This is a genomic window from Cytobacillus sp. MT66, assembly GCF_058792595.1.
This window is the reverse complement of record NZ_JBXAFB010000013.1, coordinates 13,273-39,380: the sequence shown is the minus strand read 5'-3', so window position 1 is coordinate 39,380 and position 26,108 is coordinate 13,273. Positions and strand designations below refer to the sequence as shown.

Annotated in this window: 23 protein-coding genes and 1 pseudogene; 9 read left to right on the top strand and 15 right to left on the bottom strand. The window is 39.7% G+C overall.

The features are described 5' to 3' along the window. The first annotated feature begins 163 nt into the window (after positions 1 to 163). Both AC1Q59_RS19640 and AC1Q59_RS19635 read left to right on the top strand, forming a co-directional pair. A complete protein-coding gene (locus AC1Q59_RS19640) occupies positions 164 to 1,318 on the top strand; it encodes a pyridoxal-phosphate-dependent aminotransferase family protein (RefSeq protein ID WP_492367563.1) in 1,155 nt (384 codons plus the stop codon). A 152-nt stretch (positions 1,319 to 1,470) separates the two neighbouring features. Next, positions 1,471 to 1,965, top strand: coding sequence for a hypothetical protein (locus AC1Q59_RS19635; protein ID WP_492367562.1), 495 nt, complete (start codon positions 1,471 to 1,473; stop codon positions 1,963 to 1,965). Between the two features lie 118 nt (positions 1,966 to 2,083). On the opposite strand, the gene AC1Q59_RS19630 is transcribed toward AC1Q59_RS19635, so the two are convergent. The 3 genes and pseudogenes from AC1Q59_RS19630 to AC1Q59_RS19620 form a co-directional block, all read right to left on the bottom strand. Continuing rightward, positions 2,084 to 2,398: a DMT family transporter gene (locus AC1Q59_RS19630; RefSeq protein ID WP_492367561.1), complete on the bottom strand. Its 315-nt coding sequence runs from the start codon at positions 2,396 to 2,398 to the stop codon at positions 2,084 to 2,086. Continuing rightward, positions 2,399 to 2,744: pseudogene (locus AC1Q59_RS19625) on the bottom strand (DMT family transporter). It lies immediately after the preceding gene. A 281-nt stretch (positions 2,745 to 3,025) separates the two neighbouring features. Next, the gene (locus tag AC1Q59_RS19620) at positions 3,026 to 3,868 is read right to left on the bottom strand and encodes a YitT family protein (RefSeq protein ID WP_492367560.1); all 843 of its coding nucleotides are present in this window, start codon (positions 3,866 to 3,868) and stop codon (positions 3,026 to 3,028) included. 202 nt (positions 3,869 to 4,070) lie between these two features. Here AC1Q59_RS19620 and AC1Q59_RS19615 point away from each other — a divergent pair, with 202 nt between their 5' ends. From AC1Q59_RS19615 to AC1Q59_RS19605, 3 genes are all read left to right on the top strand, one after another. Further along, positions 4,071 to 5,291, top strand: a complete 1,221-nt coding sequence (locus AC1Q59_RS19615; RefSeq protein ID WP_492367559.1) for an ATP-grasp domain-containing protein — start codon at positions 4,071 to 4,073, stop codon at positions 5,289 to 5,291. Positions 5,292 to 5,424: 133 nt separating this feature from the next. Continuing rightward, on the top strand, positions 5,425 to 5,874 hold the full coding sequence (locus AC1Q59_RS19610; RefSeq protein WP_492367558.1) for a CotY/CotZ family spore coat protein: 450 nt from the start codon (positions 5,425 to 5,427) through the stop codon (positions 5,872 to 5,874). Positions 5,875 to 6,032: 158 nt separating this feature from the next. Next, positions 6,033 to 8,198: a YheC/YheD family protein gene (locus AC1Q59_RS19605; RefSeq protein ID WP_492367557.1), complete on the top strand. Its 2,166-nt coding sequence runs from the start codon at positions 6,033 to 6,035 to the stop codon at positions 8,196 to 8,198. A 59-nt stretch (positions 8,199 to 8,257) separates the two neighbouring features. Here AC1Q59_RS19605 and AC1Q59_RS19600 read toward each other — a convergent pair whose 3' ends face one another. Beyond that, positions 8,258 to 9,484: an ATP-grasp domain-containing protein gene (locus AC1Q59_RS19600; protein WP_492367556.1), complete on the bottom strand. Its 1,227-nt coding sequence runs from the start codon at positions 9,482 to 9,484 to the stop codon at positions 8,258 to 8,260. Between the two features lie 315 nt (positions 9,485 to 9,799). Between AC1Q59_RS19600 and AC1Q59_RS19595 the strand changes: the two genes are divergently transcribed. The 3 genes from AC1Q59_RS19595 (at position 9,800) to AC1Q59_RS19585 (ending at position 13,426) form a co-directional block, all read left to right on the top strand. After that, positions 9,800 to 11,191 (top strand): Mur ligase family protein, encoded by a 1,392-nt coding sequence (locus AC1Q59_RS19595; RefSeq protein ID WP_492367555.1) that lies wholly within the window; start codon positions 9,800 to 9,802, stop codon positions 11,189 to 11,191. A gap of 44 nt (positions 11,192 to 11,235) precedes the next feature. Further along, the gene (locus AC1Q59_RS19590; RefSeq protein WP_492367554.1) at positions 11,236 to 12,555 is read left to right on the top strand and encodes a YheC/YheD family protein; all 1,320 of its coding nucleotides are present in this window, start codon (positions 11,236 to 11,238) and stop codon (positions 12,553 to 12,555) included. 94 nt (positions 12,556 to 12,649) lie between these two features. After that, the gene (locus tag AC1Q59_RS19585) at positions 12,650 to 13,426 is read left to right on the top strand and encodes a YheC/YheD family protein (RefSeq protein ID WP_492367553.1); all 777 of its coding nucleotides are present in this window, start codon (positions 12,650 to 12,652) and stop codon (positions 13,424 to 13,426) included. An 88-nt stretch (positions 13,427 to 13,514) separates the two neighbouring features. Here AC1Q59_RS19585 and AC1Q59_RS19580 read toward each other — a convergent pair whose 3' ends face one another. Continuing rightward, a complete protein-coding gene (locus AC1Q59_RS19580; protein ID WP_492367552.1) occupies positions 13,515 to 14,438 on the bottom strand; it encodes a C40 family peptidase in 924 nt (307 codons plus the stop codon). A gap of 275 nt (positions 14,439 to 14,713) precedes the next feature. Between AC1Q59_RS19580 and AC1Q59_RS19575 the strand changes: the two genes are divergently transcribed. Then, positions 14,714 to 15,982, top strand: a complete 1,269-nt coding sequence (locus AC1Q59_RS19575) for an ATP-binding protein (RefSeq protein WP_492367551.1) — start codon at positions 14,714 to 14,716, stop codon at positions 15,980 to 15,982. A gap of 102 nt (positions 15,983 to 16,084) precedes the next feature. On the opposite strand, the gene AC1Q59_RS19570 is transcribed toward AC1Q59_RS19575, so the two are convergent. From AC1Q59_RS19570 to AC1Q59_RS19525, 10 genes are all read right to left on the bottom strand, one after another. Then, positions 16,085 to 16,609, bottom strand: coding sequence for a YbaK/EbsC family protein (locus tag AC1Q59_RS19570; protein ID WP_492367550.1), 525 nt, complete (start codon positions 16,607 to 16,609; stop codon positions 16,085 to 16,087). 93 nt (positions 16,610 to 16,702) lie between these two features. Beyond that, positions 16,703 to 18,355, bottom strand: a complete 1,653-nt coding sequence (locus AC1Q59_RS19565) for an acetolactate synthase large subunit (protein WP_492367632.1) — start codon at positions 18,353 to 18,355, stop codon at positions 16,703 to 16,705. A gap of 195 nt (positions 18,356 to 18,550) precedes the next feature. Beyond that, positions 18,551 to 19,123 carry a hypothetical protein gene (locus AC1Q59_RS19560; RefSeq protein WP_492367549.1) on the bottom strand — a complete coding sequence of 191 codons (573 nt, stop codon included), beginning with the start codon at positions 19,121 to 19,123 and terminating at the stop codon, positions 18,551 to 18,553. Positions 19,124 to 19,223: 100 nt separating this feature from the next. Then, on the bottom strand, positions 19,224 to 20,975 hold the full coding sequence (locus AC1Q59_RS19555) for an ABC transporter ATP-binding protein (RefSeq protein ID WP_492367548.1): 1,752 nt from the start codon (positions 20,973 to 20,975) through the stop codon (positions 19,224 to 19,226). Further along, entirely contained in the window at positions 20,972 to 22,714 is a 1,743-nt protein-coding gene (locus AC1Q59_RS19550; RefSeq protein WP_492367547.1) for an ABC transporter ATP-binding protein, read from the bottom strand. Before AC1Q59_RS19550 ends, AC1Q59_RS19555 begins: the two co-directional genes overlap by 4 nt. A 362-nt stretch (positions 22,715 to 23,076) precedes the next feature. Next, positions 23,077 to 23,751 (bottom strand): TVP38/TMEM64 family protein, encoded by a 675-nt coding sequence (locus AC1Q59_RS19545; RefSeq protein WP_492367546.1) that lies wholly within the window; start codon positions 23,749 to 23,751, stop codon positions 23,077 to 23,079. A gap of 223 nt (positions 23,752 to 23,974) precedes the next feature. Then, a complete protein-coding gene (locus AC1Q59_RS19540; RefSeq protein ID WP_492367545.1) occupies positions 23,975 to 24,769 on the bottom strand; it encodes an Fpg/Nei family DNA glycosylase in 795 nt (264 codons plus the stop codon). A 118-nt stretch (positions 24,770 to 24,887) separates the two neighbouring features. Continuing rightward, positions 24,888 to 25,133, bottom strand: a complete 246-nt coding sequence (locus tag AC1Q59_RS19535; RefSeq protein ID WP_492367544.1) for a hypothetical protein — start codon at positions 25,131 to 25,133, stop codon at positions 24,888 to 24,890. Further along, on the bottom strand, positions 25,114 to 25,629 hold the full coding sequence (locus AC1Q59_RS19530; protein WP_492367631.1) for an RNA polymerase sigma factor: 516 nt from the start codon (positions 25,627 to 25,629) through the stop codon (positions 25,114 to 25,116). Before AC1Q59_RS19530 ends, AC1Q59_RS19535 begins: the two co-directional genes overlap by 20 nt. A gap of 16 nt (positions 25,630 to 25,645) precedes the next feature. Further along, positions 25,646 to 26,017: a group-specific protein gene (locus AC1Q59_RS19525; protein WP_492367543.1), complete on the bottom strand. Its 372-nt coding sequence runs from the start codon at positions 26,015 to 26,017 to the stop codon at positions 25,646 to 25,648. Positions 26,018 to 26,108: the final 91 nt, after the last annotated feature.

Genomic DNA, 26,108 nt, shown 5'->3' with positions numbered 1-26,108 from the left:
TTTTTAAAAATACCCCTTCTGTCCATTATGTTACTACTATAATCAAAAAATTTAAAATCATTTAAAAGCGACATCAATAACTCGTACATTTTCTAAAAAGATATAAATATGCTATTATTAAAGTTAGAAAATTTAAAAAACAAAAAGAGTTGGAGGTCCCTTTATGTACAGTAATATTTTGCGTCATCCCGGCCCTACCCCTATTCCGAAGAGAGTTCAGCTTGCCATGGATCAAGATATTATCAGCCACCGGAGCCCCGAATTTGTTCAGATTTATCGGGATACAACTAACCGGGTAAAGACTGTCTTTGGAACTAGCCAAGAGGTGCTGCTCCTTCCTTCTGGCGGAACCGCAGCTTTAGAGGCTGCAGCTACGAATACAGTTTCTCCTGGCGAAGAGGTTGTAGTCATCACCGTTGGTGCATTTGGAGATTATTTTGTTTCTATTTGCGAAAAATACGGGTTTCAAGTACATAAGCTTGCTAAGAACTGGGGAGAAGCCTGTACCGCGGAGGAACTGGAGGAATTCCTTAAACCGCTAAAAAATGTAAAAGCAGTTTTTGCCACATATAACGAAACATCCACAGGGATCCTGAATCCAGTTGATAAGCTTGCTAATGTCGTTCACTCACAAACAGATGCTTTATTTATTGTTGATGGTGTCAGCGGTATTGGCGGAGTCCCAGCAGAAATGGATAAATGGGGAATCGATATATTAGTAACTGGTTCACAGAAGGCAATGATGCTTCCGCCCGGCCTTGCGCTGCTAAGCGTCAGCGATCGTGCCTGGAAGGTGATCGAAAACAATAAAACACCAAACTATTATTTAAATCTATTAAGCTACCGCGATTGGGCCGAAAAAGGCATGACGCCTAATACTCCTGCCGTTACACTGATTTACGGACTTTCTTCTGTCTGTGATTTGATTGAAGAGGAAGGATTTGACCAAACGGTTGCGCGCCATGAATTAATGAAAAACATGACCCGCGAGGCAATGAGAGCACTCAATATCGGCCTATTAACCAATGATGAATATGCCTCACCAACTATTACAGCGGTTCTCTCTCCTGAAGGAGTGGATCTTGGGAAATTCCTTGGCCATTTAAAACAGAAATATCATCTTGATTTTGCCGGAGGACTCGGACATCTTCAGGGAAAAATGTTCAGATTCGGCCACATGGGATACTGTTTCCCAAGCGATGTGCTTCAAGCCGTTTCCCTTTTGGAAGCTGGTCTGCAGGACTTCTCTTACTCCTTTGAACCAGGTGCAGGTGTAAAAGCGGCACAAAATGTATTCTTAGATTCATTAAGAAAATAATATAAACACCTATAAGGTCTGATTCCAAATCTACGGAATCAGACCTTTTTTAATAGACTTTTGAGCATTTTTCTATTTATTCAGTTCACTCGTCTATTCACCAAATAGTCTTATTCATATGATATAGCATGATAAGGAAGGGAGGTGAGATATTGGGAATTTCACTTGTGAAGGTCCTAGATTTTCAAGCTTGTGTCAATTCGCAAACTGCCCCGATTTCCTTAGGTAACATTCCAGTTGATTCAACAAAAGATGTTTGCAGTGTGACTCTAAGTGTAACACCTGACAGCTTAGCTTGGCTGAATGGACATTTCTATGTTAACAACAATAATTCAAGCTCAGTGGGGACTCAGTTTGTAACTGTAACAATCACAAGAGACGATGATAACAAGCTGGTTTTTCAATCCTTCGCAGAAATTGATATTGAAGGAGCAGATGATTATACCTTTATTTCTGTACAAGCTGTTGACGAGATTGATGCAGACCTTTCTACAGCAACTTACACGTTAAGAGTATCAGCAAATGTGGATAATATTGAATTGTTCACCCCTATCACATTTACTGGAATGAGCATTCAAAACGGAGGAATAACAGTTTCCCAAGCCGCTGGAGTTCGACGTCCTTCAAACTCTTCAGACCCGTTATAGGGTATTCAAATGAATCTTCTCTAAACACTATCCACGCATTTGATACCTTCTGTCAATGGGTAAGCAAGAGTGGACAAGCCCCTTCTTTATAGGAGGGGCTTGTCCACTCTAAGCAGTCCTATGAGACCGACTTTAATCCTGCCGCCCCCATAATAATTAAAGCTACACTAATTATACGTCCTAAGCTTTTCGACTCACCAAACAGCAGCATGTTAATGAGAACGGCTCCTGCTGTGCCTATCCCAATCCACACCGCATAAGCAATGCTTACCTGCAAGTAATAAAAAGAGGCATATAAGAAAGCAAACGATGCCCCAAATCCTCCTAAATACAAAATACCGCTCTTTACTGTCTTTGCTTGGCTATACATTTTAGGGCCTATTGTTCCTGCTATTTCACTGCAGGATGCGAATAAAACAAGCAGCCAGCCCATTTATCGCACCTCCCCCACTGTATTTTCCATGTCCTTGTTATCTGCAAGATTTAATCCGATCACCCCTAAAACGATAAGGACTATACATATAAGTTTTTCCCAATTAAGACTTCCATTAAAAAGAAAAACATCCATTAGTGCTGTTCCAACGGTCCCTACACCTGCAAAGACTGCATAAACAGTGCCAGTAGGCAATGTTTCACAGTCCTTCGGAAGGAAGTAGATATCAGTAAGAATGATGCCGATAATAATGACCCAATGCCACCAAAGAACAGCAAAGTTAAATCCATACACCCAATAATTCAAATAAACACGTTAAAAAAACAAATATCCATGCTTTTTTCAAAAAAACCACCTCAATGACTGGCTTTCATTCATTTTTTATGCAAAAAGAGATCCGTCTTCCACTCACCCACGGATGCTCAATGCATGTGTTAAAAAATTCAGTACCTCTTCTTTTTTAATCAAATGTTTGATTAAATCCCTCATTACTTCAATCAAATGTTTGATTAATTGCCCAGTTATTTTTAATTAAACGTTTGATTACATCTAATCAATCGTTTAATTAAAAATGCCGGAAGCCTTATTTAAAAAGCTTCCTGGCATCTGGTTTAGTTTCTAAATCTATTAATCTGCTCTCGATATGGCCGCAAACCCTTCTCCGAAGACATCCCGGACATCGTGTATAGCGATGAAGGCTTTGTCGTCAGCTTCCTTAACAATATTCTTCAATCTAACAATCTCTTGACTATTGATGACAATGTAAAGAATATCTCTATGGGCCTTTGTGTAGTACCCGCTCCCTTCAATCACTGTTACTCCGCGGTGCAGCCTTTCATTCACTTGCTTGGCAATTTTGTCAGGCTCGTTTGAAATGATGGTCACTGCCTTTTTCGGATTTAGTCCCTCGATAATAAACTGCATCACCTTTGTTGCCACATAGAGCATCATGATGGTAACCATTACCTTCTCCGCCCCGATAATGAAATAGGAAGAGAACACTACGATTAAATCAAAAAACAGCAGACCATAGCTGACATTCCAGCCAAAATATTTATGGGTCATTTTTGCAAGAATCGTTGACCCCGCGGTTGTGCCGCCAACACGAATAACCATTCCGATGCCTGCTCCGATAATTACCCCGCCAAAAATAGCATTTACGATAATTTCATTAGATGGGATGACCCAGCCCTCTGTCAGGTGCAGGAACAAAGAATTAAAAACGACCGCTACTATCGTATAAATGGTGGTTATTTTACTCAAGAATTTATAACCAATAATTAAGAGAATAGAATTCAAAATTAAGTTCACTAGTCCCGGTGACCACTTAAACAGATAATAGGTAATAATCGTTATTCCCGTTACTCCGCCTTCTCCAAGTTCATTTGGAATAACAAAGGCATTTACACCTATGGCAAAGAAAAAGGAGCCAACTATTATAAAGAGAATATCTATGAATCTTTTCTTCATCACAAACTTGTCCTTTCCAATTTTGAACCAGCTATAATCATATCATTATACTTGGAAAGCACCTTAATTTTCAATTGGCGGGACAAGGTGCCTGTCCCTGTGTCCAAGAAAGAACCTCGATCCCAATCCCCGGGACAAGGTGCCTGTCCCCTTGTCCCGGCATAAAATATGGGGACTTTGATACGGCGGGATGGTTGATTGAATGAGGACGATTGTGTTTATTGGATGCAATAGGTATGGTACGAGTCATGAGGCTTTAATGGTTGCGAAGGATATGGGATTTTTTGTTGTGTTGTTTACTCAAAGAAAAAGCCAGCTTGAAAATCCGGAGTTTTCTGCTGCTGATCAGATTTATTATGCAGAAAATCTTTTGGATGATACAAAGGTGTTAAAGGAATTAAGGCTGATGCAGCAAAGCCAAAAAGAAATATGTGCTATATTAAGCTTCATTGACCCATTTGTTTCCTATGCTGCACGGCTTTCAGACATCCTTGGATTAAAAACGATGAGTGTTAAGGCATTAGCGATTATGGAAAATAAGATAAAAATAAGAAACCAGTTAAAAGAGCTGTCATCTTCCCCCTTTTACGCTGTTTTTGACCCAGAAATCCCCCAAGAACCGTTAATTGAAAAATACCAAAGATTTTTGCCGCTGATTTTAAAGCCTCCAGCTTCAAATGGCTCAAAGGATGTTTCGCTGGTAAACACAAGACAGGAGCTTGAAGAGGTCTTAGTTTCATTAAGAAGGAAATACCCTGGCACGCCTATTTTAGCGGAAGAATATTTAGGTGGCCCCCAATATTTAATTGAGGTGCTTGTGAAAAATGGAGAAATCTATCCCATTGGAGTCATTGAACAGGAACTGGCTGAGGAGGAAGCCTTTATCGTGGTCGGCTATAAATACCCGGCTGGTCTTGAAGATCTGCCCTATCGCAAGCTTCTTGAGGCAGTGGAAGCTATTATAAAACAATTGGGTCTAAAAGAAGGATCCTGTCATCTGGAAATGAGATATGTCCATGGAGAATGGAAGCTGATTGAAATTAATCCAAGAATGTCCGGCGGGGCTATGAACATCATTATCCAAAGTGGAACAGGAATAAACCTGATAAGGGAAATCATCAACCTGCATGCAGATCAGCCGCTCCAGCTAATAAAAACACAAAAGAGCCATGTTTATGCCCGATATTTAACGATTGATGCCTATGGAAAACTGCTTGCAGTCATTGGCGAGGATACTGCCAGAGAAATTGATGGCGTTGTATATGTATATGTGAAACCTTTGGAAGGCAGGATCCTCACCTCACCATACTCCATGGGAAACCGATACGCTTGTATCATCGCTGCGGCGGATTCCCCCGATGAAGCAAAAGAAATTGCTATAACCGCTGCCAAAGAAATTAAGTTTTATATTGAGGCCTTTTAAAAAATCAGTACTTAGTCATATACCGGAAATGGGTGCCATTGGCCAAGTCTATATTTAGCTGTTCATGACACCCCCCCGCAGGAAATTCAATATGATAATAACAAAGGACAGACGGGGGGAGTTGAGAATTGAAATGGATATAGAAAAGAAGAGTGAATCATGTATTTGTGAAGCACTTATCGAATTAAAATCCCTTCAGGATTTTTTAGTACATTCCCCAACTAAATACTTCGGAAATTTACTCGCAAAAATTGCCGGTACGGATACCATCCCCTTCTTATTAATGACAAAGGATGGATTCTTCTCCCATACTATTACCGTTATCCATGAAGATGGAGAGAAAGAGTGCTTCGAATCTAAGTATTTCAGGATAGAGTCTATAGATAAAGAACGATGCTGTGCATTTTTGACCGTACTTCGACCCTTAAATTTTAAAGGGGAACATGCTGATGAGCATTGTCAGGTGATTAAATTAGTAAAAACTTCTGAATGCATTGAAATTGATTTATCATGTATTTGTGCCATTCAAATTCTAGATACTGAACTGCTAAAAAGGCAAATAATTATTGAGCCAAAATGGTAATGATTACACCTGCAAAGAGCCCTAGGTTGAACTTAGGGCTCTTTGCATTTACATAAACTCTTTTTATTCCTATAAAATAATAAACGTTTGTCCGTTTCAAAAGCTTGGCTATTTGCATGTAATAAATTAGATTGCTACATGTAAAAGGAGTTTATGCTATGACACTAATAGGAATGTTGCACCATCGGAGGGATCCGAGAAGGGTAGGGAAGACTTATGCCTTTGCAGCGGTTGCAAAAGCTGAAGGAGCTGGATTCTTTTACTTCTCTCCTGGCAGAGTAAACTTCTCAAAGAGAATGATAAGAGGCCAAGTGCTGGAAAATGGCAAATGGGTAGAACGGAATATGCCGTTCCCTGATGTGATTTATAATGCTGGTGATCCAAATAAATTGGCCAAATCTCAGAAAGTGATTGATAAACTTAAGGCCACAATCCCCTTTACGACCTATTCCATAGGAAACAAATGGAGTGTGTACGAACGGCTAAAGAAAGGAAAGGAATTCACTCAGTATTTAATTCCCTCTGAAAAAATTTCAGATAACTCGGATCGCTTTTTTCACTTTCTTTACGCATTTGAAAGGATTGTTTTTAAACCCTATGATGGAAGAAAAGGAAAAGGGATTTATTTTATTTCAATGAAAAATGAAGAATTTCTCGTAACTCATAATGCAAATACTAGTTCCTTTTCTAAGGATCAATTGAAGAAACTCATTGAAGAAAAGCTAGCAGCAGGAACATATATTATGCAGCCCTATATAAGATCCGTAACAAAGTCTGGACAAGTATTTGACTTTAGGCTTCATGTTCAAAAAGACGGAAACGGGGAATGGGTGATAACTTCCATTTACCCTAGAATTGCCCCACAAGGATCCTTTATTCCCAATATAAATAATGGGGGGTTCACCAATTATTTAGTTCCCTTTCTAAAGCAAGAATTTGATGATGAAGCGTTGAATATTAAAGCAACACTTGAGCATTTCTCATTGTCTTTAGCACAGCATCTGGATGACCTGCAAATGAAAATGTATGGAGAAGTCATTGACGAAATCGGGATAGATATTGGGTTGGACGAGAACTTTAAAATATGGATCTATGAAGTTAACTGGCTTCCAGGATGTCCGCCTACCTTTTATTTAGAGATGGATGTCGTTATTCATTCCATCAGATATGCCATGTATGTGGCCAAAAACCAAAAGTTTATAAAAACTAAAATACAAGAAGCGCAGATTGCAAAAAGGGCGGAAAGAGAAATCCCGATTATAGCTGTAACAGGAAGCGCCGGAAAAACAACAACAAAGGCCATGCTTGCTTCTATACTCTCAAAAAAGTGGAATACCTTTGAATCAAAGGATTATTGGAATACCGCACAGCACACAGAAATTCACGCCTCTGAAATTAATGATTCCCATGATGCTGTTGTCTTAGAGTATGGGATGTCCTCACCAGGAACAATCACTAAACACTGCAGTATTGTTCAGCCTAATATAAGTATTGTCACGAATGTCGGCCTTGCACATGTCGGTGCCTTTAAGAGTGATATAAAAGGAATTGCTAAAGCTAAGTCAGAATTAATCCATGGCATGGATCAGCATGGATTGCTTGTTATTAATAATGATGATCAAAACTCTAAATTACTTGAAACAGAGCAATTTAAGGGAGAAATCATCACAATCGGCCTGAAAACAAAGGCTGAGTACATGGCTTATGATGCTGAGTATGCTGAAAGTGGCATGTATTTCAAAGTAAAGTTTCATGGACTTGAAGTGAAATTCTACATTCCTATTTTCGGTGAACACCATGTATATAACGCACTTAACGCCATTGCAGTAGCTGATCGTCTGGGGCTGACTCCAATGGAAATCCAAGCAGGATTATTATTTAGAAAGCCTCCAAGAAGGCTGACTGTATATAATTTCAAAAATAATATCACCCTAATCGACGATACTGTACATTCCCACCCTGAAGGGGTTAAGGCAGCTGTCGATGTTCTTTCAAATATCGGTAAACATCGGACAGTAGCCGTTATTGGAGAAATCAGGGCACTTGGAAGTCTAATGGAAGAAGAATATCGTAAAATAGGAGAATATGTTTTTGAAAAAGAAATTGACCTTTTTGTCACCTATGGTGATGAAACAGATATTATGAGCAATCAAGCGGTTAAAAAAGGGTTCTCTTCGGAAAATGCATATCACTTTAAGGATAGAAAGGAACTGCATACATTTCTGAAAAAGGCCATCAAAAAGAATGATACGATTTTAGTAAAAGGTGCCAGCCGGGCCAATATGTATGAAACGGTTCGGTTTTTAAGGAAAACATTCAAGTAATAATACAAAAGAAATGACCCTGGGGCTGCTCAGGGTCATTATTTTATGGGGATATAATTTTAATCTTGAACTTTCTTCATATGAAACTTAATCTCATTAATTGCATTTCTGGCAAACTGCTTAGCCTCGTCCATACTTTGGCCAGACGCAATAACATAGGCATACCGATGCCCCATTGACAGCGGAGGAATAAGTAAAGTTCCTTTTCTCGGCTTTACATATACTTCAATCACTCCGGGTGATCGTCTAGCCCTTCCTTTTCCAGTCACCCTTTCTAAAATCCCCTTTTCATCTACAATTAGGTATTTAGTAAACACGTACTTTTTATATCTAGGAACAATTAACGGAGTTCCTCCTAAAAGTAGTTTCAATGTTTCTTCAACGAGACTATATCCAAAGGCAGCTTGTATCATTTTATTCATGGCACCGCCAGAGATCCGCGGATTGGCTTCAATTAGCTTCCAGCCATTTTTTGACCGTCTTAGTTCAAGATGAAGAGCTCCATTTACGATTCCCATCTGCTTCACCAATGAATGCAAAACTTCTTCAATCCCCTTCATGATCTCATTCGGGACATTAGCCATCACACCATAGCCAGTAATGATAAATCTTTTTCCTTTTGTAACTTCCTGTTCAATGACACCCGCAATCATAACCTTCTTATTGAAGACAACAGCCTCAACTAAATATTGATCTCCATCAATATACTCCTCTACGATAATTGAATCTTTTGGGTCTCTTTCCCTTAGCATTAGCGTATGTTTTTTAAGCTGGTCTGCATTTTCTGCAAGCATTGCATCTTTTGAACCAGTTGAATTGGGTGACTTTACCATAACAGGAAAGGTAAATTGCGGCACCAGCTTCTCAAAGGAAATTTCTTCATTAGGCTTGATAATCTTAAACACCGGAGTATATGGCTGATCCTTTAGAAACTGTCTGGTTTCCTCTTTATTATTCATCAATAAAATAGCTTTTGAAGAAAAAGGATTATGGCAAAATTCATCGCAAAGAAGCGAGGCACTGTATACGTAGGAATCAATAAAACTGACAATCGTTTTTATATCCATTCCTTTCGAACGCAACCGCTTTATTTCTTGTTTCATCTCCAAGATATTATCTGTATCTATTAAAATCATTTGATGAACGTCAGGATATTCCTCTCTTTGCTGGAATTGCTTTTCGTTATTTGTAAAAAGTACTGTATAGTACCCTAGGCGTTTGGCTGCAATTATAACATCTCTGCTTGATCCCGATTTGTTAGTGCCTATAAAAAGTATCGTTTTCAAAAAGGCCCACTCCCTATATAAAATTCAACAATATTTATCTCGCTAATATGTGTATGAAAAATGACTTACACCTGTATAGTTATCTATACCTAAACAAGCTGGATAATATAAAAGCGGGCGCACAAAAATGGCTTGACTTCAAAGCGTTTTTAGGTGCCCTCCCCCCTATTTATATATAAATTCAAAAAGGGTGGATTTGGTGTGGACAAACATGACAGATCGAAGAGATTTTCCTAATTTGGGTTTCTTAATCTAGTTAGATATACAAGCATTCCTGCTCAGCCAAACATAGCATGCTTTAGAGAAGGGAGTGAAATGTACGCAATGATTCCTCTAAAAGTCAAAGAAATTCGAGCCATTATAGATGGGGAACTCGTTCAAGGATATGATGAACTCGTGGTGCAGCAAGGCGCCTATCGTCTGAAACAATTAAGAAAAAAGAATACAATCTTATTTACCAAATACAAACTTAAGAATTGGGATGATTTGAAGAGGTTTTTTCCGTTAATAATTGTCACCCATAAGGATTACACGGACACCAGCCATCTGGAGAATTTAACAATCATTAAGGTAGACTCTGCAGAAGAGGCCTACTGGAAGTTCGTCAATTATTACCGAAACCAGTTTGATATTCCCATTGTTGCCATTACAGGAACATGCGGGAAAACAACAACCAAAGAAATGATTCGGCACATTCTTTCCGATTCTAAAAAGGTCGCTGCTACAAAAAAGACGAATAATTCACGAACGGCACACCTCCAGTACCTTCTAAGCATTGAACAAGATACAGATGCAGCGGTTTTTGAAACAGCGGTAGGTTCACCCGGTGATGTCCTTTATGCAGGGAAATATTTCAAGCCAACCATTGGGATTATTACGAATATTGGCGAACATCATTTACGTCTTTGCAAGACAATGGAGGCTTATATTGAAGCAAAAGCTGATATGGCAAAAATCCTTGATGATCAAGGTGTGCTAATCATTAATGCAGATGATGAAAAAACAGGAAAAGTTGACTTTTCAGGTTTTCCTGGAAAAATCCTCACATTTGGGAAAGACCCATCAAGCCATTTTAGGGCAACTGACATTAAATACAAAAACAACGGCATGCAATTCAGCCTTCATCATAATGATCAGAACTATGTCATATACGTCCCAGGATATGGGGAGCATCAAGTATCTAATGCATTAGCAGCGCTTGCTGCTGTTTATGAGATGGGTATGAATCTCACGGAAGCTGCCGAACGACTCAGTTCTTTTCAAAAGTTTGAAAGGCAACTGCAAGTTGTTGAAGGCATCAACGGCTCAACACTGCTCGACGATACGTGGAGCATTACTTCCACCTCATTGGAGGCAGCCATAAAAGTATTAGAGGAAATTGGGAAGGACAAGAAAAAGGTTGCAGTTGTAGGAAGTATAACCGGCTTAGGTTCCTTTGGAAAATCTATTAATAAGCGAGCTGGGGAAATGATCGCAAAGCATAATATAGATATTCTTATAGTAAGAGGCAATACATTAGCGGAAACTATGGCCACACAGGCGATGGAAAGCAACCCCAAATTACAGGTCTATTATTTTAGCAAAAGCCGCAGAATATATCGCTTATTAAAAGAAATCATTGATGAAAATACACTTGTCCTTTTTAAAGGAAATATGTATTCCAAGACTATGATTGAACTATCAGCAAAATTCAGGAAGGAGCCTTAAATATTAATAAATGACCAATGCCTATTATAAGGGAGGTGGACAGATTGGCAGTAAGCAGAGGCCGAATGAGCCAATACAGAATAATGAAATCGAATAAAGACTTATCTAACCATCTATTGGATACAGCAATGTACACGGAAGATGCATTAATTTCATTTTTAGAACTATATGAGTCGGTCATGATAAAACCTGTTTTTGGCTTAGGAAAAACCCATGTAGTTCCTGAAAACGGGAAATTTAGGATCCATTCCGGCAACGAACAATCCGAACTGCTTGATAAAGAAGAACTCCATCCGTATATCAGTGAAAAGGTTATTAAACATAAAAAAAATATTATCCAGCCATCACCTCTTCACTCAAACTTATTTCAGTACCCATTGGCCTATTTCATTACCGTTCACCGCTGTTCACCGGTTTCAGAATGGGTGTATACTTCTAAAACGGAAAAATATAAAAGCTTTTTAGACAAGTACCGTTACCTATTATTCTTTAATAAAATGAAAAGATTGTCCATACAGGCAGCCATTGTATTAGGGGATTATTTTTCTGATTGTCATACCATTGTCATTGATATCCTAATTGACCTTAAAGGGAAAATTTGGATCCAAGAAACAAGTCTTCATTTTCCTAAAAGTAAGTGGTGTCAATACCAAACATTTTCATCAAACCCCAAAATAGCGCCGCTTGTTCCAAAAACAGATCTCCTTACAGAAGTAACTTTTAGTGATTACCTTAATAAATATAAAAATATTATTATTAAGCCCTGTGTTGGCCAGCAGGGAAAAGGTATTGCTAAAATCACGATGGCAGACTCTTCAGCCTATGAAATACATGCCGGAAGGAAAAAAATAATAAAAACAAACATAAACGAAGCCTATGACTATATAAAAGATATGTATCTTGCTAAGAAAGCCTACCTTGTTCAGGAAGCACTATCGTTAGCTGAGCTGGATGACTGTCCTGCGGATGTGAGAGTCATTACCCAGAAAGAGGATTCAATGTGGAAATCGACCGGGAAAATTGTCAAAGTTGCCAGCAAAAATTTCTTTGTTACCAATGTAGCTCAAAGACTTTTAACCCTTGAAGAGACACTGCAAAACTTGCCAAATTTAAATATAAATATAAATGACTTTGAATATGAAATCGATAAAAAATGTGTAATGGCCAGCGAGCTTCTCGAAGAAAACCACCCAAATATAAAGATGGTTGGTTTTGATATTGGAATTAGCAGCCAAGGGGACATCTGGATCATTGAAGGGAACTATAAACCGGATCTTTCCATGTTTTCTAGGCTAAGGAATAAAGAAATGTATAGGACTATCAGAAAAGTTATGAAAGGCCAAAGAAAGAAAAGAAATGACTAAATTTTAGCAATGGTATTATACGCTTACCTAAGCGGATTACAGCTTTTGCCATACATTAAGATATGGCTAATAATACTGAAATGAGGTGTACTTTTTGAAGGAACGGCTTGGTAAATGGAAACAGTTTACGATGTTTAGCGGGCATCCATTACTCTCTAAATATATCCCTGAGACGAAGAAATATACGGTTGAAAATTTAATAGAAATGCTGGATAGACATGAACATATCTATTTAAAGAACGATAGAGGCGGCCAAGGAAAAGGAATCTTTAAAGTAACGAAAAGTAAGGAAGGCCTTTATCGTTTTAACGGCTATACTATGAAAGGAGAAAAAGTAAAGATGGATGTTGCTAAGATTAAGGACTTCGAGCCTGTGCTTCATCCTATTACCAGATTTGGAGGATATATTGTTCAGGAAGGCGTAAATAGTACAACTTTAGATGGGTTCCCGCTGGCCATTCGGGTACATGTTCAGATTCTTAAAGATAAATGGCTAATTGGCGGAATGTATGGAAAAGTTGCCAAAGATGAAACAACTGAAAATGGAATTATTAAAACTAGCCATAGTCCACAGCTAATGATGGTCGAAACCTTGTTATCTGATCATCTAAAGATGAAGAAAACAGAGATTGATTACATGATTAAATCCATACAGGAAATATCCGTAAAAGCGGCTGAAATCTCTGCAGAGTCCGTTCCAGAGATTGAATATGGCGTTGATTTTGGCATTAAAGATTTCAAAGAGCTTATCCTATTTGAAATAAATACAAGTCCTGGTGTCAGTAACTTTTCAAAGATTGACAACAAGGAGATGCGAGAGCGTATTAAAGCAATCCGTGCCGCGCATTTAAAAGGGCAAAAAAAGACCTAACCTAGTAAAAAAAAAAGAAGCATCCGCTGCCTATTGGCAATACTTTTGCTTCTTTTTTTATATTTCAGAGATTCATATTTTTTCTATCTTATTGGATAACACGTTTTGCATACATATAATGACTGTCGTAATAGTCAGATAAGAGCACACGATCGCTAATACCTTCAGAGCTTGGAACAATAATACGATGTTCGCCAGCATAAATAGCTACTCTTGTTGGGGTTGATGAACCTATTGTAGAATTAATAAATATTAAATCGCCTTTTTTCAGGTTATCACGAGAAACTGTTTTACCTAATTTAGATAATTTAGTTACAGAAGTTTCTCCTAGGTTAATGCCGTTAATTTTATAGATATAGTTGACATAGCCGCCGCCTGAAAATTTCATCTCATCTTCATCATTAACTCGTCCCATAGTAACCTCATCCATTAAATCGTAGGCATCTTCAACAATGTTATCTGCCTTAGTTGGCGGGTTAGATGGCAGTAAAGATGGCAGTACTCTGCGCGCTGTCATATAATTTCCTTTATAATAGTCCGTACTGTTCAAATCAGAAATAACAATATCCAGTTTTGCATTAGCCGCATGAATGACTTTATTATTTCCAATATACATAGCTACATGGGTTGGATTTACGTTGCCTGGACTTCTGAAGAAAACTAAATCGCCTTTTTGCAATTGGCTTTTCGAAACATACTCCCCTTGCTTAACCATGTAATCTTCAAATTTACTTCCAAGATGAACACCGTTAGAACGGAAAATATATTCCATGAACGATGCACACTGAAAGCGAAGAGCGTCTTCGTTATTGGTACCGTATGTTGCTTTGCCTATTAAACTTTTAGCAAAACGGATAATATCATCAGCCTTCTGCTCTGCTGCTAGCTGGTTATTCTGAACATTTGTAGTTGCAGCAGAGGCTTTGATAGGACTAAAATTAGCAGAGACGGCACCAAAAGAACCTAAACCAAGTGCTACTGCAAGTGATGTTGTAACTAGTTTCTTATTCATCCTTTACCTCCTGATGTTCTATTACTTTTCCAACTGATTTTAACATAGAAGGCAGAATGGATTTTATGGAAAATGTACCCACATCACTTAGTGATCCTCCTCAGACCTTGTCCTTAAAGGGCTCGCACTTAATATTTACAGTTTAGTTACATGTATGACAACATTAGGACGATTTAGCTTTCCAAGAATATATTTTCTCTTGAATTTCCATCTCTTACTCTTTAAAATTTTATTTAACAAAATTATTAGATTACTTTCTAAGTTGAGGGCCAAAAATGTATTATTTAGAAATCCTATTAATTCAGGTTTTATTCGTTATGTTGCCCGCGTTAGTTTATCACGCCCTTTTAAAAACAATCGTACCTTCTGTTAAAATAAAGCCCTATATATTCGGGATACTATCCTGCATCTCCATTGGACTTCTGCTGCTTTTCCCCATTGAATTGGGGGAAGGGAGATTTCTGGATCTGCGATTTGTTTCATGGTATTTGTCATTTATATATGGGAACTTTTATGTTGGGCTATTTGTTACCGCTTTTTTCGTTATTTTTCGATTCCTTATAGGCGGGATAGGGATGTATTATGCCTTTGGAGTTATTGTGGTCTTTTTGCCTGTGTTATTTTATATTTCAAAGACATTTCATTTGTTCACCTATAAAAAGAAGCTTGTTATTTCTTCTATCATTCTTTCCGTTATTACGCTTTCACAAATTATATCAGGTTTAATTATCTTCCCGGTTGCCACGATAACAGCACAGAAAGTCATCATTTATTCCATGTATATCGTTGCCAATGGATTTACTGTATGGATCATGGTTTATTTGGAGGAAATGATAAGAAGCAAGGAATTAATGTATCTAGAACTGCAGCGTCTAGACAAACTTCAAGTCGTCGGTCAAATGGCGGCTAGCTTTGCCCATGAGATTCGAAATCCGATGACCACTGTAAGAGGATTTCTGCAGCTATTAGGAACTTCAGCACAGATTTCTGCTGATGAAAAGAAGTATATCCGGGTATCTATCGACGAATTGGACCGTGCGCATGATATTATCAAAGACTATCTTTCTTTGGCAAAGGAAAATCAGCACATGAAAAAACTTGAGAGGATCAATGTGGAACAGGAAATCAGCTATGTGATCTCAACCCTAAATTCCTTTGCTATCATAAGCGGCGTCACAATAACCTTTCAAAGTTTCAATCAGCCCATCTTTGTAAGAGGGGCCGTTTCAGACTTTCGTCAGCTGCTGCTTAATCTTATTAAAAACGGGATCGAATCCATGCAGGATAAAGGGGAAATTATCATTACAAGAACGATAAATGGAAATTATGCTTCCATTACAATTACTGACCAGGGCGCTGGAATGAACCAAGAACAATTAGACAGACTGGGGCTGCCCTTTTACTCTACCAAGGAAAAAGGTACGGGTCTTGGCCTCATGCTCTGCTACAATATTGTCCATTCCATGGATGGAAAGATTAAATTCACTAGTGAAATTGGCAAAGGAACAACTGTCAGCATCCACCTTCCGGCCATTTCAGGTTAAAATCAAAGAAATAGGGACAGCATCCTCTTTTCCCTTTTAAAAAACATTGGATGCTGTCCCTGTTTTATTTTCATTAAAGCAGATTATATGTCTAAGAGAATATTACGATTCCTGAGAAACAGGTGCTGGAACAGCCTCTTCTCCTGTTTCCTGATCTCCCCAGCCTTTGCACACGTCAATCCAGTTTTTTGCGCCGGAATATTCAAATATTTCATCGCATGTTAGTTCAATGGCGGAGTTGGTGCTGCCGCAGGCTGGGAAAAGGGTGTCAAACCGTTTCATTGAAACATCTAAATAGACATCCAAGTCATTCGCCAATCCAAATGGGCAGACACCGCCGATCACGTGTCCTGTTTGTTCTACAACCTCTTCGGCTGATAGCATGCGCGCCTTCATATGAAAAGTATTGCGGAACTTTTTGTTATCAATTTTCGCATCTCCGGCAGCAACCACTAAAATAGCATGATCCCCTTCTCCTCTAAAAGAGAGCGTTTTTGCAATTCTCGCCGGGAGGACACCAATGGCTTCAGCAGCCATGTCAACCGTCGCACTAGAGGTATCAAATTCCATAATATCAGAATCACGATTCCATTTTTTCAAATGGTCCTTTACACTTTGCAAAGACATCTTTTTCTTCCTTTCTCTTGTCTATTTATGTCAAATCATAGCATCCTTTAACACTGTAAAGCAAGAGAAGTGAATGCAGATAGTGTGAATCGTTTAACGCAAAAACATAGATTTGAATTCCCCCAACCGTTCACTTAACCGGAAGTTCTCCGTATAATCAACCTCACATTCAATCAGCACAGGACTTTTTTCAGAAAAGGCTTTTGGCAAAACCTCACCTATTTCCGTAGCTTTATTTATCTTATATCCCTTTACCCCATACGCCGTGGCCAATTGGACAAAATCGGGATTGCCAAATTGGATCCCCATAGAACGGCCCTGTTTATTTTCCTGTTCCCATTCAATCGCGCTATATCTGCCGTCACGCCAAATCATCACCACAATGGGAAGCTCTAGCCGTACCGCTGTTTCCAATTCAGCGAGAGACATATTAAACGAGCCATCACCGCAAACCGCCAGTACCCGCTTATTCGGAAAAGCCATTTTCGCGCCGATTGCCCAAGGCAGACCAACCCCCATCGAAGCCAAACCATTGGAAAAAATACAGGTATTTGCTTGAAAAGCAGGATACTGTCTAGCAATCCAATGTTTATGAGCGCCAACATCTGATACGAGGAGATCATCTTCAGAAAGAAACTCGCGGATTTCCTTAATGATTCGTTGGGGTACAAGCGGATAGGCATCACTCTCCTCAGATTTGCGAAGATCCTTTGTAATGATATCTTTTAATTGCTGGTAAACAGAGGCCATCTCGTGTCTTTGCTCCATCCGTTCCGTTAGTGATTGAAGATTCCCGGCAATATCTCCGATGAGCGATGCCTTTATTGGATAGCAAGTATTTATTTTTGCCGGGACCTCAAGATCAATATGAACAATCGGCTTGGCTGCTTTATTCCACTTCTTTGCACCATATTCAATGGAATCGTAGCCAATAGCTATAATTAAATCCGCTATTTCAAAGGCTGTATTGACATAGTCTCCCTCTGGCAATCCAATCGTTTGCAGATGCAGCGGGTGATCGCCCGAAACAACGCCTTTCGCCATATAGGTTTCTGTAAAAGGAGCCTTTAGTGTCTCAACAAAAGAAAGCACGGCCGCTGATATCTCAGGCTCCTCAGCAGCTCGCCGGCCAATCAGAACGAGCGGGCGCTGTGCAAGCTGGATTACCCTTGCCGCATCTTCAAAAGCTGAATCGAGGGCAGTCATCGTTCGCTTCAAGTTCTGTGTTTCTGGCAGGGCAGCGATGGATTCCTGAATTTGCTTAGATGCAACATCATGAGGGAGCTCGAGATGAACCGCTCCAAAGGGACTGCTTAAAGCTGATGAAAAAGCATCAGCTACTATCTTTGGCAGAACTGGGATACTTTCAATTGATGCATTCCATTTTACAATCGGACGATACATCTCTATCGTGTTTATGTATTGATGGGTTCCTTCATACTGTAAAGGAACATCCGTTTGCGCGGTAATCACAATTAGCGGATTCCGGTCCAGTGCTGCACTTGCAGTTCCTGTCATCATGTTTGTCGCTCCGGGACCAAGAGTGGAAAGGCATACACCAGGCTGTCCAGTCAGCTTTCCCATCATTCCGGCAATAAAAGCTGCATTGGTCTCATCCCGGCAGGCAATAAACTGAATGGATGATTGATGCAGCGCATCCAAAAAATCAATATTTTCCTCGCCAGTCACCCCAAATATGTATTGAACCCCTTGCTGTTCCAGGCACTTTACAAAAAGCTCCGCCACTTTCAAATCAATAACCTCCCAATTGATTCATTATTTTTACTCATTTTCGAGCACAAATATTTATATTGAAAAAATCAATATTCCTATTTTGCCCAAAAGAGAGATTAAATAAGGAAGTGATTTTGGAAAAAACGCGAAACATACGCTCTCAATTTGATCAGGTTTCAGACGGCCGCCCACTGCCTGGAACAGACGCTATTGGGGAAATAACCAGATCTTCTTAAGTCTGCGAAGCAAAAACAGACTAAACACCAGCCAAAACCAGGAATATAAAAAAGCAAAAACAAAAATCCCTAGTAAAAATATCATATTAATTGACGAAGGGACAGATGGACCAAGCACCGGAAAGGCGAGACCATATAGAGGAAGGCAAATACCAATGGTTAAAGCAGTGCTGTTTGCCAGAAGTATTTCTAATCGCCGATGAAAAGTACGAACGGTCCATCCCAAACATAGCCCAAGAATACCGGTGGTAAAAGGGTAAATCACTAATTCACTCGGCTGAAGAAAAAGAAGTATGGCAAATGTTAATAAATAGGATAAAATACCTGATCTAAGTGAAACGAGCATGCTAAACAGGATGGGCAGCGTTGCAAATGGACTGAAGAAATAGCCGATTCCAGGAAGAAACCCGCCAGCAGACTGCAGAATTGCAGCAATTGCAGCCATAAAGGCAGCAAACACATACATTCTGGTTGAGGACCAAGCAGCAGAAACAAATTGATGAATCTCCCTAGGATGTGAGGGAATTGATTTCTTGAAAAACACGGATTCAGCTCCTTTCAATGACTCCTAGGGATAGTTTATTCATTGATACTGTACAAGTGCTTGCTTTAAACAGAAAAAAGGACATGGAATCTCCATGTCCCTATCCAACCACATGCTGTCCCAAAAGGGATTTTGCCTGCATTTGATACATTTGCTGATAGATGCCGCCTTTAGCAAGCAGTTCTTCATGCGTTCCCTGTTCTTTAATGACTCCTCGTTCAAGCACAAGAATACGGTCCGCGTTTTTTATCGTTGACAGACGGTGGGCAATGACAAAAGTTGTTCGGCCTTTTTTCAAGACCTCCATTGCATGCTGAATCACTTCCTCTGTCTCCGTATCGATATTCGATGTTGCCTCATCTAAAATTAAGATAGCCGGGTCAAAGGCCAAGGCACGGGCAAAGGAAATCAATTGGCGCTGTCCTGAAGATAGAGTGCTCCCCTTTTCAATAACTGGTTCCTCCATCCCCTTCTCCAGGTTCTTGAGAACCCGGTCTGCACCAACGGCCTTTAAGGACCCTTCAATCTTTGCATGTGTAATTTTTGGATCGTTTAAACTGACATTTGAAGCAATGGTTCCCGTAAAAAGATACGGGTCCTGCAAGACAATGCCCATATGCTCCCTTAGCGTCTGCCTAGGCAGGGCTGTTACGTCTGTTCCATCGATATAAATTTTTCCTTTTGATGGATCATAAAACCGGAACAATAAATTCATAATTGAACTTTTTCCGGACCCTGTATGCCCGACGAGAGCAACTGTTTCACCGCGCTTCGCCTGAAAAGATATGTCTTTTAACACATAATCGGTGCCTTTATAGGCAAAGGAAACATTTTCAAAGACCACATGCCCTTCATATCTTGGCATTGTCTCCTCTGATACCTTTTCTCCTGTCATATCCAGCACTTCAAACACCCGGTGTCCGGCCACAAGCGAGCGCTCAAGCTGGGAAAACTGATTAACCACGTTCGTGATCGGATTAAAAAGTCTTGTTAAATAATCGACAAAAGCATATAAAGTACCGGCTGATACAACAGCAGCTCCTGATATAGACTGGGTTCCAAAATACAGGATAAAAATCGTAAACATGATGAGCCGGATCGTATTAACGAGGTTAAAAGAAGTTGCTGAGTCTAGAAACAGCAATTTACGCTGATAGGAATAATGCTCTTCATTCATGTCATCAAATTCTCTAGTCATTTGTCTTTCGCGCCGGAAAGCCTGAATAATAGCCATCCCCTGTATTGATTCATTAATCATCGCATTAATATCCGCAATTTTTGTACGAATGACCCCATTATACCTGGAGGCAAATCTTCTGTACAAAATCATCCATAGGTATATGATTGGAACCATAAACACGGCAATCAACGCCATCTTCCAATTTAAAATAAAAAGCGCAACATAGACGCCGGCAATCGAAATAAAGCTGGTCGCAAAATTCGAAAGCACCTGTACATATAAATTTCTGATTGCCTCTGTATCGTTGGTCACCCTTGCAACAATTTTTCCAGCCGGAAGATGATCAAAATATTGGATTGGCAGGGTCTGAACATGGCCAAAGATATCCTTTCTTAATCGCTGAACTACACGATTGGCTCCCATCTGCAAAAATAGAAACATTAAATACCGGAACACAGCTGTTCCAATGGATAATATAAGATACAAAGAAAGGAGCCAGGCAATCGGCTTGATGTCAATTTTCCCAAGGACCATGTATTCATCAATAATGTGCTTGGCGATGAACGGGCCTGCCAGATCTGTAAATACAGCTGCTGTTAGAAAGAGCAGGCCCATTAAGATCGGCCTTTTATACGTGAGCGCGTATTTCGTTAATCGTTTACCTGTACTCATGACTCGCCTCCCTCGAGCTGCTGACGGTCAAATTGCTCTTTATACCAGCCGTTTTGCTGCAGAAGCTCTTCATGTGTTCCGCTCTCAGTCACTTGCCCTTCATCAAGTACAATGATTTGATCCGCATGCTGGACGCTTGATAGTCGATGGGTGGTTATAATGGTAGTCTTTCCGCTTCTTTCTTTTTGAATGTTCTTTATTATATTAGATTCTGTTTTTGCATCCACAGCTGACAGCGAATCATCTAAGATTAAAATTTCCGGATCCTTTATGAGCGCACGCGCAATCGAGACGCGCTGCTTCTGCCCCCCGGACAATGAAACCCCTTTTTCTCCAACAAGAGTTTCAAGACCCATTGGCAGATTCTCCAGGTCTTTCTTAAAATAAGCAAGCTGGATCGCCTTTTCTATCTCCTCTTCACTTGCATCCTCTTTGCCGAATAAGATGTTTTCCCGGATTGTACGTGAAAATAGCACATGATCCTGCGGAACATAGCCAATCCAGTCAAGTACTTGCTCCTTTGTCTGTGAAGCGATGTCCACACCATTAATGATTAATTGACCAGCTTCTATCGGATATTCACGCAGTAATTGTCTTAAGAAGGTTGTTTTGCCCGCACCTGTCTTTCCGACAATGCCCAGAGTCTCTCCCTTTTTCAGGGATAAAGAGATTTGCTTTAAGTTTTCCACCTGGCTGGAAGGATATTGAAAGTTCAATTCGCTAAATCCTATTTCTTTTGGCGTTCCAATCAAAACTGGTTTCTCCGTATTCTGAACATCGGCTTCATAGTCAAGGGTTTCCTGAACACGGTCTAAAGAAGCATTCCCCTGCTGCATCACATTGATCAATTCCCCAATAGCAAAGATTGGCCAAACAGCCAGCCCTAAATAGACATTAAATGTTACGAGCTGCCCGACTGTCATTTCCCCATTAGTAATTAGAACGGCCCCATAGCCGAGGGCAACAATATAGCTGATGCCTGTGCCAATTTTCGTAATAGGCCCGAATAAGGCGTTGATTTTCACGGTATGCATATTCTTCTCATATACAGTCTCGCTCATTTCGGCAAATCTTACTTCATCCTTTTTCTCCTGAACATAGGCCCGAATAACTCGAACGCCTGCAATTGATTCTAGAACACGGTCATTTAACTCGCCAAAGGCATCCTGTGCCTGCATATACCTTTCATGCACAAGCTTCCCAAGGTATTGAATAAACACCGCCATAATTGGGACTGGGAGCATCGCAAAAAAGGTCAGCTTCCATGAAATCATAAACCCCATTGCAAAAATGATAGCACCCATATATAAGGTAGAGTCAATCAGGGTCATAATTCCGAATCCTGCCGTTAAAGATACAGAATTTAAATCATTCGTTGCACGTGCCATGAGGTCTCCTGTTCGATTCTTCTCATAAAAGGCTGGCATCATTTTTAAAAATTGAAGCATTAATTTGCGCCTTAATGTTCTTTCTAGATTAATGGCCCCTTCAAAAAGCCTGTATTGCCAGTAAAAGTTCAGAAAATATCCCCCGATGATTATGATTAAAAAGATCCCTGCATATTGAAAAAGCAAAGATGCTGTCATCTCACCTGCTGTTAAAATATCAATAACCGACCCTAGCATATAGGGAGGAATTACGTCCAAGACACTTGCGATAATCAGCAGAAAGACCGCAACCGCGTATTGCTTTTTGTATTGTTGAAAAAACCAGCCTAATTTCCCTAATACATCAAACATCGATCCAACCTTCTTTCTTTTTTATGCTAAGAAAAATGGCTACCCGCTATCATTCAACTCATTTTTGAAAATCAGTATCCTTTGTTTTCTTCTCCACATGTAAACCCGCTCCTTTTTCTATATTTCACTAAAAATTCCCAACAAAAAAGATGCATACCCTAAAAAGAGCATGCATCCCTAGAAAGGTATAGATTGTAAAATCCATACCTTCGCTTGCGGAATCCAACTATACAGAGAGCTGGCATGGATCATGTATGAAATTGTTTGTTTTATAGTAACGAACAATCATGATCCTAACCTCCCTTTTCCCTGTAAAAAGTTGTTTAGTGTTCTTGAAGATTACCATTTTTGTCACATAATTGTCAAGAATTAGATTTGTGCGGCAAAGAAATACTTCTTTTGGCTCGTTTATGCCGTACAATTGCCTTTTTAATAAAGAAATAGACAATGATCCCTGCAAGGAGGAAACCAGCAATTACATTTTCGTTCAGATCCTGTGAAACTAAACCAGCCTGTATCAATGTATAAATCGTAAATAAAGTAAAATTTCCTAGAGCAGTTGCTGTCATAAAGGACGATAACCTTATATGACTGATCCCCGACACCCCATTAATAATGCTTGTCGGAGCGAATGGGAAAATTCTTGCACCTAACACATACCATAGCCCATTCCGCTGAATCTTGTGGAGCAGGGACGGGTTTACTTTTTCAGAAACCCAGCTTTGGAAGCCATGACGAATGACTAGAAAGACCGTCACTGCACAAAGGATGCTTGTCAGTAAGCTCCAAGCAAAACCAAATTGAAAACCAAAGAAAGTATTATTGATTAAGAGGACTAGAAAAAGCGGAATAACCGGAAAGGCATTATGCACAAACATAATTATCAATGTAATTAACAAAATATAAAACTTGCTGTCTCCCGAAAGAGCCCTAATGGAGTCGACATCACCTGAGATGATGGTACGGAGAAAATCTGTATTAATGGCCAGAAGCAGACTGAGGATGACAATCAGAATAATTGCTGATACTTTCCCCATATTCAAAGAATCCACCCTCTCTAGACAATCATTCTTATTTTAAAAAATTTGCTGCATGGGGTCTATAACGATAAAGAAAAAAGTCTGCCACAAATGGACATAATAATCCGGTCGTGACAGACTCCACCTTTAGTTTCAATATTTACAAAATATTCTTATTTTTATTATCACATAATTTAAGATAACAGGCAAGGGAAAAGAGCCGGTCTCCTTATGCGGGTTTCTAATGCTGACAGTTTGTGCAAAGACAAGTCTTTCTTGATGATATTTCTTCCTCAGCAATAGGTGTGCCACATCTTGGACAAGGTTCTCCTTTACGGCCGTGAACATTCATTTCATATTGACCCGTTCTGCCATCCCCTTTATAAAGAGGATCCATGTAGCCCCCTTGCTGTATGGCTAGCATAAGAATGTGTTTTACGGATTGGTATAGCCGAGTCAGCTGATTGTCATCTAAATCATTAACTTTCCTTTCCGGCAGCAGCTGGGCATGCCAAAGGATTTCATCTGAATAGCGATTCCCTATTCCTGCAATAACTTCCTGATTCAGCAGCATTGACTTTAACCCGCCTCTTCTGTCTTTCACCAAAGCAAGAAAATCCTCCTGTGATAATTGAAAAGGCTCTGGACCAAGATCCTTAAATTCCTCCCTTATCTGATCTGGTGTTAAAAGATGCAAATATCCTAAACGTAGTCCAATGAAATATAGGTGATAATCACCAAAGGATACCTGTACTTGCACGGTCCGGTCCGGTTTATCCTCTTCCTTCCCATAAAACATCTTTCCGCCAAGCATTAAGTGCAAGAGCAGGCACGAGCCATCTTGCAGCTGAAAAACTAAATATTTGGCTCTTCTTTTAATATCTATAATTTTCTGTTTCAAAACATGCTGCATGAATTGATCTGCTGGTACATTGATGGACTTCTCGCGGGTAATCATAGCCCCCGTTATCATTTGACCGCCAATCAAGGGCTGAAGCAAAGACCTGTATGTTTCCATTTCCGGCAGCTCAGGCATAATTCTTCTCCCTCCATTAAAATCATCTTGTTGTTCACAGTATCCCTCAACACGTTAAAATCATGACTCTCTTAATGCCAAATAAAAAAGACGCAGTCCCTACGGACCCGTCCAAACATTAAAGCAGTATTAAAGCTTGTATTATGGCAATTACAGCCGTCCCTATAATCGGGACTGCCTTTATTAGCATGAATCCATCTGCTGCTGAAATGAGAGGCTCAATCGGATCTTTTGCCGGTGAGGCTAAAAAATGAACAAATCGGCCCCATCTGCTTGGCTTTATTGGAAAATCCGGCACTTCGATGTGATATTCATCAAGCTTTCTGCTAAGTTGCTGCTCCTTCTTAAAAGGATCTTGATTCAAATTCTTCGCCCCCCAAGCTTTCTTTTAACTTTTTGATTGCTGTGTGTAATCTTGATTTGACCGTGCCTTTTGGGATCCCAAGAATATCTGCGATTTCCTCTTGCGGCATATCGTGATAGTAATACAGCAAGATAACCGCCCGCTGTGTTTCAGGGAGGTCTGCAATGGCCTGGCGAATAGTCATTTTATCTGAATGATGAAGTTCTTCCGTTTGTGCAGGAGCAAGGAAAGGCAAGAGGGTTCTCCATTTCTTCCGGCGGTTTAATTTCGTGATCATCAAACGATAGGCGATTTGAAAAAGATAGGATTTGAGTTTTCCTTTTTTCGGATTATACTGGTGCTTGTAGCGCTGAAGCTTTACAAAAGTATCCTGGACAATATCGATGCTAAATTGCTCATCTCTTGTATAACGGAAAATAAAAGAATAGAGCGGCTGCCTTAACAGAAGGTAGATCCCTTCAAGGGCTTGTTCATCCCCCTTTTGAAAAGCAATCATCAATCCCTCTTCACGCTCATTCAATCTCATCGCCCCAGCGTTCCTTTATAGACTTTAAGGTCATCGATACCCTGCTAATCAAGTAAATAATTGATACCAGTGTCCATACTTGTGCCTGATTCGTAAAAAACTGGACAAACGGGTTCTCAATAGTTTGACCGCCTGAAACTAATATGTTTAATACCTGAACACAAATAATAGAATAAATAGCAAGACAAAGGGTCAAAGTGTCAAACACATTCCATCTTAAATAAATTTTTGTTTTCTTATAATTGATTTTACCATTTTCCCTGACAACATACCTGCGATCCATCGGAATAGCAATCGCTAATATTAAAATAATGATAATCCCCGCAACAATCAGCGAAACAATCCAGCCAATGTGCATTACTTCATCCCCATTCCCGGACAAGGGGACAGGTCTTTTGTCCCTCGGGACAAAGTACCTGTCCCCCTGTCCTCCTGTCTTATTTACAAAC